We start from the raw sequence: 14,375 nt of genomic DNA, 5'->3' as shown, positions 1-14,375 counted from the left end.
CGCGAACGGCCCTGGCGAGGACCGCTTCACGATCCGCCCGGCCGGCACGTCCTATGGTCAGCCCCAAGCCCCCCGCGGGACCGAATTGACGGATAGCAGCATCCATGCCGCTCCGGCGCCCGCCACGCCGCCGCAGACGGACGACTTCCCGTTGGCGAACCTGCACGCCGGCACGCCCGACAAGCGCGGCCGGATGGTGGCAGACGTGCTATGGGCGGTCCGGGACTTCAAGATCTACAAGACCGTCAGGGGCATCAGCCCGCAATTCAGCGACGATCCGGAACGAGCGCGAAAGCAGCGCCGGGACTATATGTCGCTTGGCCCGGAGCTCGCTGATCTCGGCCAGCAGATGGAACTGCTGAAGAACGGCTGGGCGCGCTGGATCACGTGGCTCTGGAAACGTCTCGGCGCGCGCGACGACCCGCAGCTTGCCTATTGCGAGCGGGAGACCGCACGCGGCATCGCGCAGGCCCTTGACGGCCACCCCGAAGAGGGACGGCAGACCCTCGCCGGTCTCAGCCAGCGGCTGTCGAAGCGGCTCGGCAATGTCCTGCGCGTGCTCTATTTCACCATCTGCGCCGTCGCCGCCCTCGCGATCACCGTCGCGCTGGTGATCTACACGGACGGAATGACCCCGGCTCACAAGGATACAATCCTCGGCCTCAACACCTTCCATCTCTCGGTCGCGGCGGTGATGGGCTGTCTCGGCGCCCTGCTCTCGACCGCGACCGGCCTCCGGAGCCTCGCGATCGATCCGGCCGCGAGCCTGACCATCAACATCACCTATGCGGTGCAGCGCATGCTGGTCGGCATCCTCGGCGCCGTGGTGCTGCACATCACGCTGAAATCGGGGATCGTCAACGCGCTCGTCGGAACGGCCAAGTACACGGGGAGCGACGCCGACGCGATCTACAGACTCGCCTTCATGAGCCTGCTCGCCGGCTTCAGCGAGCGGCTGGTGCCGAACCTCCTGGAACGGACGGCGAAGAGCTACGAAGACCGCAAACCCTACCGTGCCAGTGCGCCTGAGAGCAGCACTCCGGCCGGCTAGTCCAACGCCGCCCCGAAAGCCTGCCGCTTGGCCAGCATTTCCGTCACCATGGCACGCGCACCGTCATCGGTGCAGTCGTAGCCGGTGAAACTGGCGCCCACCTTGGCCTTCTGCATGGCGCTCCGGATGGCCGCCCACTCGACCGGCCCGGCACCGGCTTTCGTCGCCAGTCCCTTGACCTGCTCGACGAAATACTCCGCCTCTTCCGGAGGCCCGCCACAAAACGGCACCGAGGCCTCGATCCGCCCGGCGGCCGCGCCGAAATCCGCGATTGCCTTCTGCAGCTCGGCATCAGCGGCATCCGCCGCCTGAGCCGCTACTACCGTGACTGCGAGCCCGATCAGATAAACGGCCGTCCTCATCATCCCCGCCCTTCCCGGCGGGCGATGAAGGCCAGCCGTTCGAACATGTGCACATCCTGCTCGTTCTTCAGCAGAGCGCCGTAAAGCGGCGGAATGATGTCCTTCCTGTCGGTCGACTTCAGGGCTTCCGGCGGAATGTCCTCGACCACCAGCAGCTTGATCCAGTCGAGCAGCTCCGAGGTCGAGGGCTTCTTCTTGAGGCCCGGCACCTCGCGCACCTCGTAGAAGGAGGTCAGCGCCTCGCGCAGCAGGTTCTTCTTCAGGTCGGGGAAATGCACATCGACGATCTCGGCCATCACGTCCGGCTCCGGGAAACGGATATAATGGAAGAAGCAGCGGCGCAGGAAGGCGTCCGGCAGTTCCTTCTCGTTGTTCGAGGTGATGATGACAACCGGGCGCTGCTTCGCCCTCACGGTCTGCTGAGTCTCGTAGACGAAGAACTCCATGCGGTCGAGTTCGAGCAGCAGGTCGTTCGGGAACTCGATATCGGCCTTGTCGATCTCGTCGATCAGCAGGATCGACTGCCTGTCGGACTCGAACGCTTCCCAGAGCTTGCCGCGCACGATGTAGTTGGAGATGTCGTGCACCTTCTCGTCGCCGAGCTGGCTGTCGCGCAGTCGAGAGACCGCGTCGTACTCATAGAGCCCCTGCTGCGCCTTGGTGGTCGACTTGATGTGCCACTCGATCAGCGGCATGCCGAGCGCCTTCGCCACCTCGTGCGCCAGCACGGTCTTGCCGGTGCCGGGCTCGCCCTTCACCAAGAGCGGGCGCTGCAGGGTGATCGCGGCGTTCACCGCGACTTTCAGATCATCGGTCGCGACATATCCGTCCGTGCCGGAAAAGCGTGCCGTATCGCTCATCTGTACTCCTCGGGCCTGTGATCCCGCCATGCGATCCGGGAAAGCCGGCGGGCAGAGAAAGAGGCGCCCGGTCGGGGGCGCCTCGCTGGCAGGTTAAGGCGAACCGGCTCCGGCTGTCGATGCCGGAGCCACGACCGCTCAGGAGAGCTTCTCGGCCAGAGCGCCCTCGATCGCCGCGATCGCGGCCGCGCCAGCCGAGGCGTCCGGACCGCCGGCCTGCGCCATGTCGGGACGGCCGCCGCCGCCCTTGCCACCAAGCGCTTGCGAACCCACGCGCACCAGATCGACCGCGCTGATCCTGTCGGTCAGATCCGCCGTGACGCCCACGACGAGCGACGCCTTGCCGTCGTCCGCCGCGACGACGGCGGCAACGCCGGAACCGATCTGCTGCTTCAGGCCATCGGCAACGCCTTTCAGCTCCCGCGCCGGGATGCCTTCGAGCACCCGGCCGGCGAATTTGACGCCCGCGACGTCCTTGCTCTCGGACGCCCCTCCGCCGCCGCCCTCGGCGAGCTTGCGCCGCAGATCCTGGACTTCGCGCTCGAGCTTGCGGCGCTCCTCGATCAGGGCCTCGACGCGTTCCGGCAATTGATCCACCGTCACCTTTGCGGCGGCCGCCGCCGTGGTCAGCAGGCCTTCTCGGGCATCGACATATTCCAGCGCACCGGCACCGGTCACCGCCTCGATCCGGCGCACACCCGCCGCGACCGCGCTTTCGGAAACGATATGCAGCAGACCGATATCGCCCGTGCGGTTGACATGAGTGCCGCCGCAGAGTTCGACGGAATAGATGTCCTTCGACGGATCGTCGGACGGACCGCCCATCGCGACCACGCGGACCTCGTCGCCGTATTTCTCGCCGAACAGCGCCATGGCGCCGTGCTTGATGGCGCTCTCCGGATCCATCAGCGTCGTCGTGACCGGGCTGTTGCCGCGGATATGCTCGTTGACCTCCGCCTCGACCGCCTTCAGCTCCATGTGGTTCAACGCCTTCGGATGGCTGAAATCGAACCGCAGCCGTCCCGGCGAAACGAGCGAGCCCTTCTGCGTCACATGCTTGCCGAGATGACGGCGCAGCGCCTCGTGCAGCAGGTGGGTGGCGGAATGATTGGCCCGCGCGCGACCGCGGCGCGCCCCGTCGACAGAGAGTTCGACCGCGTCGCCGACCTCGATCACGCCGGTCTTCACCTTCGCCATGTGAACCCAGAGATCTCCGACCTTCTTCTGCGTATCGGAGATCTCCAGATCGGTGCCGCCAAGCGTCCGCGCCCTGCCCGCGTCGCCGACCTGACCGCCGGACTCGCCATAGAACGGGGTTTGGTTGACGATCAGGGCGAATTCCGCGGGCCCCTCGACCTTCCGCACCGGCTTGCCGTCGACCACGAGCGCCTCGACCTGGCCTTCCGCCTGCTCGGTGTCGTAGCCGAGGAATTCGGTCGCCCCGCAGGTATCGCGCAGCTCGAACCAGACCGTGTCCGTCGCCGCCTCGCCGGAACCCGACCAGGCCGCCCGCGCCGCCGCGCGCTGGCGTTCCATCGCCGCCTGGAAACCGTCGGTGTCAACCGCCCGGCCCTGACCGCGCAGGATGTCCTGAGTCAGATCGAGCGGAAAGCCATAGGTGTCGTAGAGCTTGAAGGCGACCTCGCCGGAGAGGGTCTCGCCCTCGCCGAGCCGGCCCGTCTCGTCTTCCAGGTGTTTCAGGCCGCGGCCGAGGGTCTCCTTGAAGCGGCTCTCCTCCAGCTTCAGGGTCTCCTTGATCAGGCTTTCGGCACGCCCAAGCTCCGGGAAGGCCTCCCCCATTTCCTTCACCAGCGTCGGCACCAGCTTCCAGACCAAAGGATCCTTGCAGCCCATGATATGGGCATGGCGCATGGCGCGGCGCATGATCCGGCGCAACACGTAGCCGCGGCCTTCGTTCGACGGCAGCACGCCGTCGGCGATCAGAAAACTCGAAGCGCGCAGGTGGTCGGCGATCACCCGGTTGGAGACCTTGTGCGGGCCGTCCGGGTCGACATTCGCCTCGTGCGCGGCCGCCTCGATCAGGGCGCGCATCAGATCGATATCGTAATTGTCGTGCCTGCCCTGCAGTACGGCAGCGATCCGCTCCAGCCCCATGCCGGTATCGATCGAGGGGCGCGGCAGATCGATCCGCTCGTCCTTCGACACTTGCTCATACTGCATGAAGACGAGGTTCCAGATCTCGATGAAGCGGTCGCCGTCCTCGTCCGGGCTGCCCGGAGGGCCGCCGGGGATATCGGGGCCGTGATCGAAGAAGATCTCGGAGCACGGGCCGCAGGGACCGGTATCGCCCATGGCCCAGAAATTGTCCGAGGTCGCGATGCGGATGATGCGCTCGTCGGAAAGCCCCGCGATCTTGCGCCAGAGACCGGCGGCCTCCTCGTCCTCGTGATAGACCGTCACCAGCAACTTGTCCGCGGGCAGACCGTAGCGTTTGGTGATCAGTGTCCAGGCGTGCTCGATCGCCTGTTCCTTGAAGTAGTCGCCGAAGGAAAAGTTCCCCAGCATCTCGAAAAAGGTGTGGTGGCGCGCGGTATAGCCGACATTCTCGAGATCGTTGTGCTTGCCGCCGGCGCGCACGCATTTCTGCGACGTCGCGGCGCGCTTGTAATCGCGGTGTTCCTGGCCGGTAAAGACGTTCTTGAACTGCACCATGCCGGCATTGGTGAAGAGCAGGGTCGGATCGTTGCGCGGCACCAGCGGGCTGGAGGCAACCTCTGCGTGTCCGTTCTCGACAAAATAGTCCAGGAATGTACGGCGGATATCGTTGGCGGTCTGCATCTGGTTCCTCCGGGCCGGCTCCGGTGTGCTTGAGGATCGGAGCGCGGCCGTGCCTCTACGCGCCGCGCGTCGCGGCAAGCGGGCTCCGCTTTTACTGAAGAAGCCCGGTCCTGTCCAGCGCGGGGGCCTTGGGAAACCGCCGCTTTCCGGCACGCGAAACCCCGCCGCGGGGATCCGGCGGCGGGGCGCTCATTCGTGATCTGCTCCCGTCCCGCCGGCATGGCGGCCCGGAAGCGAAGCCGCGGCGACGCCTAGGCGTCCTGCTCGGGATCCGGACCCTGCATCATCGCGTCCGCAACGAGCCCCGCGTTCTGGCGGATCTGCTTCTCGATCTCGCCCGCAATGTCCTTGTTTTCGGCAAGGAACTTCTTCGCGTTTTCGCGGCCCTGACCGATGCGCTGGCCGCTATAGGAGAACCAGGCGCCGGACTTCTCGACAATCCCGGCATTGACGCCGAGATCCAGAATTTCGCCGGTCTTGGAGATGCCTTCGCCATACATGATGTCGAACTCGATCACCCGGAAAGGCGGCGCCATCTTGTTCTTCACCACCTTGACCCGGGTCTGGTTGCCGACCACCTCGTCCCGGTCCTTGATCGCGCCGATCCGGCGGATGTCGAGCCGTACCGAGGCATAGAACTTCAGCGCATTACCGCCTGACGTGGTTTCCGGATTGCCGAACATCACGCCGATCTTGAGGCGAATCTGGTTGATGAAGATGACGAGGCAGCGCGACTTCGAGATCGAGGAGGTCAACTTGCGCAACGCCTGGCTCATCAGCCGCGCCTGCAGGCCGACATGGCTGTCGCCCATCTCGCCTTCGAGTTCGGCCCGCGGCACCAGGGCGGCCACGGAATCGACCACCAGCACGTCGATCGCGCCGGAGCGCACCAGCGTGTCGGCAATCTCCAGCGCCTGCTCGCCTGCATCCGGCTGGGAGATCAGCAACTCGTCCAGATCGACCCCGAGCTTGCGGGCGTAGATCGGATCGAGCGCATGTTCGGCATCCACGAACGCGCAGGTGCCGCCGTTCTTCTGTGCCTCCGCGATGGCGTGCAGCGCCAGCGTGGTCTTGCCGGAGCTTTCCGGACCGTAGATCTCCACGATCCGGCCGCGCGGCAGACCGCCGATCCCGAGCCCGATATCGAGACCGATCGAGCCGGTGGAAACCGCTTCGGCCTCCGATACCTGTTCGTTCTGGCCGAGCTTCATAACTGAGCCCTTGCCGAACGCCTTCTCGATCTGGCCGAGAGCCGCCTCCAACGCCTTTGTCTTATCCATGGGGTCCCGTTCGATGACTTTGAGTGCTAGTTCCGACATACCCGATCCTCCATATCTCACAGGGACGCCTTCCAAGGCAATCAGAGCCGGACCACCGCCCCGAGATGACTTATGGGCGGGACTGGGCTGATTTCCAAAACAGATCATGTACCATTTTTGTTCTCGTTTACAGCATTATTTTCACTTTTTGTTCACGTTCGAAATCTGGGATTCGAACCACAGGCCGCCACGACATCTTGCGCCGATCGGACGATAGCCGGGTCTTGTTCACATTACGTTTCAGATGACTCCGGCGAATCAGCATCTTCACTGCAGCGGATGCAGCACGTCCTTCACGGTTCCTGCGAGCTGCTTGAGGCTGAACGGCTTCGGCAGGAAGTGGATGTTCTTGTCCTGCTCGATCCGCTGTCGCAGGGCGTCCTCCGAATAACCGGAAATGCAGATCACACGCAGTCCCGGTCTGTCCTCCCGGACCTTGCGGACCAGGGTCGGCCCGTCCATGCCGGGCATCACCACGTCGGTGATCAGAAGGTCGATCTCCTCGCTCTTGTCGGAGAGCAGTTGCAGCGCCGCCTCGCCGTTGCGTGCCTCGATCACCTTGTAGCCCTTGTTGCGCAGCGCGCGGGCGCCGAACAGCCGGACCGGATCCTCGTCCTCCACCAGCATGATGGTCTCGACCCCGGTTAGGTCCTTGCGCGAGTCGGAGGCATCGTGCGTCATGTCTCCGGAACCGCTCGCGGCGACCTCACCCTCGTGAGCCGGCAGGAAGATGGAAAACACCGTCCCCTCCCCCACAGTGCTGGCAACCGAGATGAAACCGTTGATCTGCTTCACGATGCCGTAGACCGTGGAGAGTCCGAGCCCGGTCCCCTGCCCGACCTCCTTGGTGGAGAAAAACGGCTCGAAAATGCGCCCGATGATATCCTCTTCGATCCCGGTGCCGGTATCGGCGACATCGAGCCGCACATAGCGGCCCGCCGGCATCACGTCGTCACCCTGCCGGACCGGGCTCGAGGTCACGAAGTCGTGCGTCCGCATCGTGATTGTCCCGCCGCCGGGACAGGCGTCCCGGGCATTCACCACGAGATTGATCACCACCTGCTCGAGCTGACCCTGGTCGACGCGGATCGGCGCCAGCTCGCGGCCGTGGGAAATCTCCAGCGTGATGTTCTCGCCGATCAGGCGGCGCAGGAGATGCGAGAGATCGGCGAGGGTCTCGGTGACATCGAGGACCCGGGCGATCATGGTCTGCTGCCGCGAAAAGGCAAGCAGCTGCCGCACCAGGTTGGCGGCCCGGTTGGCGTTCTGCTTAACCTGCATGACGTCCGAGAAGGACTGGTCGCCGGGCCGGTGCCGCACGAGCAGGAGATCGCAATAGCCGTTCATGGCGGTGAGCAGGTTGTTGAAATCGTGCGCCACGCCGCCGGCAAGCTGTCCGACCGCCTGCATCTTCTGCGATTGGGCGACCTGGGCTTCCAGCTGGCGGCGACGACCGATATCGATCAGGTAGAGCGCGCAGGTCGCTCCTTCAGGCCCTTCTCCGGGCGCAAGGTTGCGCACGAAAACGGCGACTTCGGCACCGGTCTCTCCGTCACGACCGACGAGCTGGACCTCGATGGCCTCGCTCCCTCCCGGACTGGCGGACTCTTCGAGAAACCGTTCCGCGATTTCCCGATCCTCCTCCTCGACGTAATCGGCAAACGAGCGCCCTCTCAGCCCGGCACCGTTCGCCCCGGCACCGGTGAAGCTGCGAAACGCCTCGTTGGCGGCCAGCATCTTCCGCCCGGCCCCGAGAAACACGACCCCGACCGGCGCGTATTCAAGCGCCGGCGCGGTCCAGCCCTCCGAAGCCGGGACAAGCAGGGCAATGATGATCGGACCGGCGCCAGGGTCCTCCGCCGCCTCGGCGCTCAACAGGATCTGGTAGCCCTGCGCCGCCGACGCTCCGGATGCCGGCAGAGTGCCGGCCGAATGCAAAGCACCTGAACCGGCGCCGCGGACCTGTTCGAGATTCTTGCTGACGACCAGCCGGAGCCTGAGCACGGTCTTGTTCGCCTCGACGCCGTCGGCTTTGCCTTCCGCGAATTGCTCGAGGAATGCCGTGTTCGACGAAAGAAAGCGGCCTTCGGCCGTGAACCTGCAGAACGGAAGAGCGATCTCCGGCTCGGGTACCGGTGCATTGCGTTCCGCCTCGAGGTCGGCCGCCAGCGCGGACGCTTCGGCATCTTTCGCATCTCGCTCCGCCTCGAGCTTCCGGATGCGCCGCTCCGAGCGCTTTGCCTGCACGGCCCACGCGGTCGCGACAACCACCGCCAGAAGAACGGCTCCAATGCCGCCAAAGATCACTGGATCCATTCTGCCTCCTGCAGGCCTTCGGCCGATTTCGTCTCCGTAACCGTCATCGCCTCGTTCGGGCGCGATCAGTTCATCGGCACGTAGGTCTGATTCATCTTGAAGACGTAGCTGATCACCTCGGCCACCGCCTTGTAATACTCCTCGGGTATTTCCTCGTCGATTTCAGCATTGTCATAAAGGGCACGCGCAAGCGGTCGGTTCTCGACGATCGGAACCTCGTTCTCGTTGGCGACTTCGCGGATCTTGAGAGCGACCGCGTCGACCCCTTTCGCCACGACCCGCGGTGCCGACATCTCATCCATCTCGTATTTCAGCGCGATCGCATAGTGGGTCGGGTTCGTGATCACCACGGTGGCTTTCGGAACCTCCGCGATCATCCGCGTCCGGGCGCGCTCCATGCGCAGCTGCCGCAGTCGCGCCTTCACATGCGGGTCACCCTCCGTCTGCTTGTGTTCGTCGCGCACTTCCTGCTTGGACATCTTCATCTGGTTCATGAATTCGTAGCGCTGGTAAAGGTAATCGACGACCGCGATCACGGCGGCGACGGCCAGCACGCCGATGAAGACCTTGATCGCCACCATATGGGTTTCGTCCAGCAGTTCCTTGATGTCCATCTGGACCATCAGTTCGATCCTGGAGAACTCGGGCGAAACGATCAGGAAAGCGACGAAGCCAACCAGGATCATCTTCACGACGCCCTTCAGCAACTCGACGACCGATTTCAGGCTGAAGAGCCGCTTGGCGCCACTGATCGGAGAGATCTTCTCCAGTTTCGGCTGAATCGACTCCGGCGACATCATCCAGCCGATCTGCATCAGAATGCCGAGCGCCGCCAGCACGACAAGCAATCCGAGCGCAGGCGCGATCGCGAGACCGACGCCGAGCAGCATGTCAATCATGACCGCACCGGAGCCCGCGACATCGATCATATCCGGGCGTTCTATGAAGATGAGAAGCGACTCGGCCATGCCCTGCATGAGGAAGGGACCAACCAGTCCGACGACAAGGGTGGCGCCCAGAAGGATGGCGAAATTGTTCACCTCCTTGGAGCTGAGGACCTGACCTTTCTCGCGCGCCTGCGCCAGTTTTCGCGCAGAGGCTTCCTCTGTCTTATCGCCCTGGTCCTGATCGGACATCGCAGCGGCTCCATCTGCGGCCCCGCGCCGTTCATACGGCGCCGGTTTCGCGCTTGCTCAGATCGGGACGACGTAGCGCCCGATACTCTCGGAATAATACTCCAAAAACACCATCATCGCGCCGCCGAGCACGAGCGACAGGATGACAAGTCCCATCATCACCTGAACCGGCAGCGCGACGAAGAAGATCTGCAGCTGTGGCATCAGCCGGGCCATGATCCCCATCACGACATAGAATAGCAGCCCCAGCACAAGGAACGGCGCGGCGATCTGGATCGCAATCTCGAAACTGTTCGCGATGATGCGGGAGATCGCATCGGCGAAATCCGCCACGGGAAGTGCGTCTCCCGGCGGGAACAGGGTATAGCTGTCGATCACCGCGCGAATGAGCAGGTGATGCAGATCCGAAATCAGCAGCAGCAGCGTCGCGATATTGAGCAGGAAGAAGCCCGGGAGGGAGCCCTGCGTCGCGAGGGCCGGGTTGAAAATCTGCGCGTTCGCGAGGCCGGCATTCATCGCAATCACCTGCCCCGCGGTATCCAGCGCGAGCAGCACGATCCGCGCGACGATGCCGAAATAGAGCCCGATGATCACTTCCAGAAACAACAGCCTGACCAGCTCAGGCGCTGTCGGAGCGAACGGGATCGTGTTCCCGACGAGGGGTGCGACGACGAGGCTGAGTCCTATGGCGAGAATTATCCTGAACTGAACCGGAACGAAGGTTTCTCCCACTCCCGGAATCAGCATGACCGTGCCGCCGACCCGGGCAAGCACAAGCAGAATGATGTAGACTTGGGTCGGTAGGAAATCCTCGAGTGGCACGCGCGTTTTCCGCCCTATCCGAGGGAAATGATCTTGTCGGCGATCGACTGCATGAAGGCGTTCAGCGTGTTCAGCATGAAGGGCAGAAAGAAGATCAGGCCGGCAAAGACGATGATGATTTTGGGCACGAAGACCAGGGTCATTTCCTGCAACTGGGTCAGAGCCTGGAAAAGGGCGATGATCAGCCCGATCGCGAGGCCGAGCAGCATGATCGGCGTCGACATCGTCAACATCGTCAGGACCGCCTCACGGCCGATCTCGATCGCCTCGACTTCGTTCATAAACGGCCCCCGGCAAAACAGGTGCGGCCCGGCAATATCTGCCGGGCAAGAATTGTCCCTCCGATTATGCCGTCAAAAGACGGTGCGGTAAAACCCGTCGCGGATGCCGTCAGATCGGCATGCGGATGATTTCCTGATAGGCCTGCACCATTCGGTCACGGAGGGTGACGATGGTCCGGAGCGTGATATCGGCGCTGTTGACCGCCTGCACGACGTCCGTCAGGTCCGCCTCGCCGGCGATCCCCTTCATGGACATCTGCTCGCCCGTCTGCATCGTGCCGAGGGCGTCCTCTGCCGCGCCTTTCACGAAGCTCGCGAAGTCCTGGCCGGCAACGCTACCGGACTTGGATTCCTCGGCTCCCGGAACCTGGCCGATGCCAGCCGTTCCGAGCGCATTTCCGATATTGGCTACCATGGCCATTCTCCAATCGGGTTCGGGCCGATTCTAACGGGAAACCGTGCCTCTTTCCAGCATTGCGCCGGTTGCGGCCTAGGCCCGCAGCAGATCGACCGTGCGCTGCAGCATGCTGCGCGCCATCTCGATCGACGAAAGGTTTGCCTCGTAGGTCCGCTGCGCTTCCCGCATGTCCATCATTTCGATCAGCGAGTTTACGTTCGGCCGGCGGACATAACCCTCTGCGTCGGCCAGCGGGTGAAACGGCTCATAAGCCAGTTCGAAATCCGAATCGTCCCGGCCGATCTTGGCGACCCGCACCATTTCCGCATTCTCGTCCCGGTTCACGAAGTTCTCGAACACAATGGTCTTGCGGCGGTACGGGTCCTGCCCCTTGACCGACCCGAGCGAGTCGGCGTTGGCGACGTTCTCGGAGATGACCCGGAGACGGGTTCCCTGGGCCCGCATGCCCGATGCGGAAATCTTGATCGCGGAATTGAGATCCATGATTCAGGTCCTTTCCTTGCCGTCCCGCTTAGCGGCTGCTGCCGCCGAGCGCGGTGCGGAACATGCCGATCTGCTTGTTGTAGAGATTGAGCGCGAGATCGTATTGCAGCTTGGTGTCCTGCACGGCGATCATCTGCTCTTCAAGGACGACGCCGTTGCCGTTCGGGCTCGCCTCGTAGACGTCCTTCTGGCTCTTCTCGTCGATCCGGTAGTCGGTCTTCGGCAGAACTCCGCTGATATGGTTGCCTTCGGTGACGGCGACCGGGAGTTTCGTCACCTGCTGCACGGTGCGCTTGAAGTCCAGCGGCGTCAGGTCCTGCGCGCGGTAGCTCGGTGAGTCCGCGTTGGCGATGTTCTGCGCCAGAACGGACTGGCGCTCGGAAAGCCAGTTCATCTTCTGGTGTGCCATGTTCAGCAGCATCGAGTTATCAATCGCCATCTCGAACCTCTCTTGCAGAACCAAGTTCCGTTGCCCCGTCGGGGTGTCTGCGAGGATAAAAGCAAACACCGTGCCAAGATTGACCGGTTTGGCTGGGACAAGGGCTGGCCTATACTTGTCCCCATGACAGATCGGGTTCCATCAGTCGGCGGGACGACAGGCAGCGCGACGGACGAGGACAGCCGCGAACGCCAGCGCGCGGCCATGGAACGGCGCGCCGCGAATGCGCGCCGGGCGGCCGATGCGATGAAGGACCGGCAGGTCGCGATCGCCCTCGATCATGATGCGGGCACCGAGGACGCCCCGCGGGTGATTGCCAAAGGCTATGGCGAACTGGCCGAAAAGATCCTGCGCCTCGCGTTCGACAATGACGTGAAGGTCCGCAAGGATCCCGACCTCGCACAAATCCTTGCCGCGGTCGAAATGGACTGCGAGATTCCGGTCGAGGCCTTTGCGGCCGTCGCCGAAATCCTGACCTATGTTTACCGTGCGAACGACCGGCTGAGGTCGGTGGAGACGTCATGAGCGCCGACAATGGCAACGACATCGCGGAGCGGTTGGCATCCGTCAGAACACGGCTCGAAGAGACCCTCAAGGATCCCGCGAGAGCGGTTTCCGGTGCCCTGACCGGTCTGGAAACGGATGTCGCGAGGATCTGTGCCTCGATCCCGAATCTTCCCGCGAAAGACGCTCACGCCCTCGCGCCCGACATGAAGCATGTCATCGGCCTGCTGGAACTGCTGTCGGAAACCATCGCGGAGAAAGCCGCCGCCGAGCCCGCGGCTTCCGATTCCGCCGCCCGGCGGCGCCAGGCGGCGGCCGCCTATGGCACTGGCCGCAAGCGCGGCAGTTGAGCCTGTTCCGGCCGGAACGCCCCGATTCCCGGCGCCCGCGGACAGCCGGGAGCGTTGGTCGCGGGCCCCTGCTGCTTGTCTGTTCCCATCCGCGGCGCCTTATGAAATGCTTCCGCCATGGGTTTCGAGGTCTATCTCAGGTTTCTCCTCGCCTTCGCCTTTACCATCGGCTTGATCGGCGCGGTCTATTGGATTGCCAGGCGGTATGCCGGGCGCTTCGGAATCGTGCGCGCACACACGGCGGGGCGCCTGTCCCTGACCGGGCAGTTCTCCCTCGACACACGCCGGCGCCTGGTGCTGGTGCGGCGTGACGATCGGGAGCACCTTCTGTTGCTCGGCCCGAACAACGACCTGCTGATCGAGAGCGGGATCGCGTCGGATCCGGACAGTTTCGCCGCCGCCCTGAGGGATGCGGCGGAACCGTCCGCCCCCGCTGTTACGGATAAGAATTCATGAGTGCGATGTTTCCGCTCCGACGCCGCTTCCTGCGGGTGGGTCTCGGCGCCCTGCTCGTCTCTGTGCTGTCCATGGCGGTTATCGCGCCCGAGACGCTGGCCCAGACCCTGACGCTCGATATCGGCGAGCCGGGAGGCACGACCACGGCACGGCTGATCCAGCTGATCGCCGCGATCACCCTGCTCTCGCTTGCCCCGGGCATCCTGGTGACCGTCACCTCTTTCACCCGGCTGGTCATTGTCTTCTCCCTGCTGCGCACCGCGCTCGGCACCCAGCAGTCGCCGCCCAACCTCGTGATTGTCAGCCTTGCGCTGTTCCTGACCGGCTTCATCATGGCCCCCACGCTCGAACAGGCGTGGGAAGACGGCGTCGCCCCCCTGATCGCCGAGCGCATCGACGAGTTCGAGGCGTTCGAACGGGCGGTCGCGCCGTTCCGCACCTTCATGCTCGCCCAGGTGCGCGACAAGGACCTGCAGCTGTTCGAGGATATCGGCCAGGTCGGTCCGGCGGAGACCGGGGTCAACGCGCCGCTGAAGGTTCTGGTACCGGCCTTCATGATCAGCGAACTCCGGCGCGCCTTCGAGATCGGCTTCCTGATCTACCTGCCCTTCGTCATCATCGACATGGTCGTGGCCTCGATCCTGATGTCGATGGGCATGATGATGGTGCCCCCGGTGATCGTCTCCCTGCCCTTCAAGCTGATCTTCTTCGTGCTGGTCGACGGCTGGTACCTGATAGCCGGAAGCATGGTCCGGAGCTTTGGGGCGGGATAGCCGCTC

General features: G+C 63.9%; 16 protein-coding genes. 5 read left to right on the top strand and 11 right to left on the bottom strand.

The features are described from left to right. Nucleotides 1-85 precede the first annotated feature (85 nt). Complete coding sequence (locus ACOOE1_RS02095) at nt 86-1,051, top strand: hypothetical protein (RefSeq protein WP_420404689.1); 966 nt, start codon at nt 86-88, stop codon at nt 1,049-1,051. On the opposite strand, the gene ACOOE1_RS02090 is transcribed toward ACOOE1_RS02095, so the two are convergent. From ACOOE1_RS02090 to flgB, 11 genes are all read right to left on the bottom strand, one after another. Further along, nucleotides 1,048-1,413, bottom strand: coding sequence for a hypothetical protein (locus ACOOE1_RS02090; protein WP_420404688.1), 366 nt, complete (start codon nt 1,411-1,413; stop codon nt 1,048-1,050). The two genes, ACOOE1_RS02095 and ACOOE1_RS02090, sit on opposite strands and share 4 nt — an antisense overlap. Further along, nucleotides 1,413-2,273: an AAA family ATPase gene (locus ACOOE1_RS02085; protein ID WP_420404687.1), complete on the bottom strand. Its 861-nt coding sequence runs from the start codon at nt 2,271-2,273 to the stop codon at nt 1,413-1,415. Before ACOOE1_RS02085 ends, ACOOE1_RS02090 begins: the two co-directional genes overlap by 1 nt. Before the next feature lie 138 nt (nt 2,274-2,411). Next, on the bottom strand, nt 2,412-5,072 hold the full coding sequence (alaS, locus tag ACOOE1_RS02080; RefSeq protein ID WP_420404686.1) for an alanine--tRNA ligase: 2,661 nt from the start codon (nt 5,070-5,072) through the stop codon (nt 2,412-2,414). 251 nt (nt 5,073-5,323) lie between these two features. Beyond that, nucleotides 5,324-6,391, bottom strand: a complete 1,068-nt coding sequence (recA, locus tag ACOOE1_RS02075; RefSeq protein WP_420404685.1) for a recombinase RecA — start codon at nt 6,389-6,391, stop codon at nt 5,324-5,326. Nucleotides 6,392-6,658: 267 nt separating this feature from the next. Continuing rightward, complete coding sequence (locus ACOOE1_RS02070) at nt 6,659-8,707, bottom strand: ATP-binding protein (RefSeq protein ID WP_420404684.1); 2,049 nt, start codon at nt 8,705-8,707, stop codon at nt 6,659-6,661. 65 nt (nt 8,708-8,772) lie between these two features. Further along, nucleotides 8,773-9,843 carry a flagellar biosynthesis protein FlhB gene (gene flhB, locus ACOOE1_RS02065; RefSeq protein ID WP_420404683.1) on the bottom strand — a complete coding sequence of 357 codons (1,071 nt, stop codon included), beginning with the start codon at nt 9,841-9,843 and terminating at the stop codon, nt 8,773-8,775. Between the two features lie 57 nt (nt 9,844-9,900). Next, the gene (gene fliR / locus ACOOE1_RS02060; RefSeq protein ID WP_420404682.1) at nt 9,901-10,665 is read right to left on the bottom strand and encodes a flagellar biosynthetic protein FliR; all 765 of its coding nucleotides are present in this window, start codon (nt 10,663-10,665) and stop codon (nt 9,901-9,903) included. 14 nt (nt 10,666-10,679) lie between these two features. Next, on the bottom strand, nt 10,680-10,946 hold the full coding sequence (fliQ, locus tag ACOOE1_RS02055) for a flagellar biosynthesis protein FliQ (protein WP_193179998.1): 267 nt from the start codon (nt 10,944-10,946) through the stop codon (nt 10,680-10,682). Between the two features lie 109 nt (nt 10,947-11,055). Further along, complete coding sequence (locus ACOOE1_RS02050; RefSeq protein ID WP_420404681.1) at nt 11,056-11,361, bottom strand: flagellar hook-basal body complex protein FliE; 306 nt, start codon at nt 11,359-11,361, stop codon at nt 11,056-11,058. A 75-nt stretch (nt 11,362-11,436) separates the two neighbouring features. Beyond that, on the bottom strand, nt 11,437-11,847 hold the full coding sequence (flgC, locus tag ACOOE1_RS02045) for a flagellar basal body rod protein FlgC (protein WP_420404680.1): 411 nt from the start codon (nt 11,845-11,847) through the stop codon (nt 11,437-11,439). Nucleotides 11,848-11,875: 28 nt separating this feature from the next. Further along, complete coding sequence (flgB, locus tag ACOOE1_RS02040; RefSeq protein ID WP_420404679.1) at nt 11,876-12,286, bottom strand: flagellar basal body rod protein FlgB; 411 nt, start codon at nt 12,284-12,286, stop codon at nt 11,876-11,878. 123 nt (nt 12,287-12,409) lie between these two features. Between flgB and ACOOE1_RS02035 the strand changes: the two genes are divergently transcribed. From ACOOE1_RS02035 to fliP, 4 genes are all read left to right on the top strand, one after another. Continuing rightward, on the top strand, nt 12,410-12,811 hold the full coding sequence (locus tag ACOOE1_RS02035) for an EscU/YscU/HrcU family type III secretion system export apparatus switch protein (RefSeq protein WP_420404678.1): 402 nt from the start codon (nt 12,410-12,412) through the stop codon (nt 12,809-12,811). Beyond that, a complete protein-coding gene (locus ACOOE1_RS02030) occupies nt 12,808-13,140 on the top strand; it encodes a hypothetical protein (RefSeq protein ID WP_420404677.1) in 333 nt (110 codons plus the stop codon). The genes ACOOE1_RS02035 and ACOOE1_RS02030 overlap by 4 nt, the downstream gene beginning before the upstream one ends. A 117-nt stretch (nt 13,141-13,257) precedes the next feature. Further along, a complete protein-coding gene (locus ACOOE1_RS02025; RefSeq protein ID WP_420404676.1) occupies nt 13,258-13,596 on the top strand; it encodes a flagellar biosynthetic protein FliO in 339 nt (112 codons plus the stop codon). After that, nucleotides 13,593-14,369 (top strand): flagellar type III secretion system pore protein FliP, encoded by a 777-nt coding sequence (gene fliP, locus ACOOE1_RS02020; protein ID WP_420404675.1) that lies wholly within the window; start codon nt 13,593-13,595, stop codon nt 14,367-14,369. Before ACOOE1_RS02025 ends, fliP begins: the two co-directional genes overlap by 4 nt. Nucleotides 14,370-14,375: the final 6 nt, after the last annotated feature.

The organism is Nisaea sp. (genome assembly GCF_965216895.1).
Classification (GTDB): Bacteria; Pseudomonadota; Alphaproteobacteria; order Thalassobaculales; family Thalassobaculaceae; genus Nisaea.
Note: the sequence above shows the minus strand (reverse complement) of the source record. Positions and strands in the feature narration are given on the sequence as shown.

Bases quoted from the DNA above. Each gene is read 5' to 3' on its own strand.
- fliP (WP_420404675.1), top strand. From the start codon at position 13,593: ATGAGTGCGATGTTTCCGCTCCGACGCCGCTTCCTGCGGGTGGGTCTC.
- alaS (WP_420404686.1), bottom strand. From the start codon at position 5,072: ATGCAGACCGCCAACGATATCCGCCGTACATTCCTGGACTATTTTGTC.
- flhB (WP_420404683.1), bottom strand. From the start codon at position 9,843: ATGTCCGATCAGGACCAGGGCGATAAGACAGAGGAAGCCTCTGCGCGA.
- ACOOE1_RS02025 (WP_420404676.1), top strand. From the start codon at position 13,258: ATGGGTTTCGAGGTCTATCTCAGGTTTCTCCTCGCCTTCGCCTTTACC.
- flgC (WP_420404680.1), bottom strand. From the start codon at position 11,847: ATGGATCTCAATTCCGCGATCAAGATTTCCGCATCGGGCATGCGGGCC.
- ACOOE1_RS02090 (WP_420404688.1), bottom strand. From the start codon at position 1,413: ATGAGGACGGCCGTTTATCTGATCGGGCTCGCAGTCACGGTAGTAGCG.
- ACOOE1_RS02050 (WP_420404681.1), bottom strand. From the start codon at position 11,361: ATGGTAGCCAATATCGGAAATGCGCTCGGAACGGCTGGCATCGGCCAG.
- ACOOE1_RS02085 (WP_420404687.1), bottom strand. From the start codon at position 2,273: ATGAGCGATACGGCACGCTTTTCCGGCACGGACGGATATGTCGCGACC.
- ACOOE1_RS02030 (WP_420404677.1), top strand. From the start codon at position 12,808: ATGAGCGCCGACAATGGCAACGACATCGCGGAGCGGTTGGCATCCGTC.
- ACOOE1_RS02070 (WP_420404684.1), bottom strand. From the start codon at position 8,707: ATGGATCCAGTGATCTTTGGCGGCATTGGAGCCGTTCTTCTGGCGGTG.
- fliQ (WP_193179998.1), bottom strand. From the start codon at position 10,946: ATGAACGAAGTCGAGGCGATCGAGATCGGCCGTGAGGCGGTCCTGACG.
- ACOOE1_RS02035 (WP_420404678.1), top strand. From the start codon at position 12,410: ATGACAGATCGGGTTCCATCAGTCGGCGGGACGACAGGCAGCGCGACG.
- recA (WP_420404685.1), bottom strand. From the start codon at position 6,391: ATGTCGGAACTAGCACTCAAAGTCATCGAACGGGACCCCATGGATAAG.
- flgB (WP_420404679.1), bottom strand. From the start codon at position 12,286: ATGGCGATTGATAACTCGATGCTGCTGAACATGGCACACCAGAAGATG.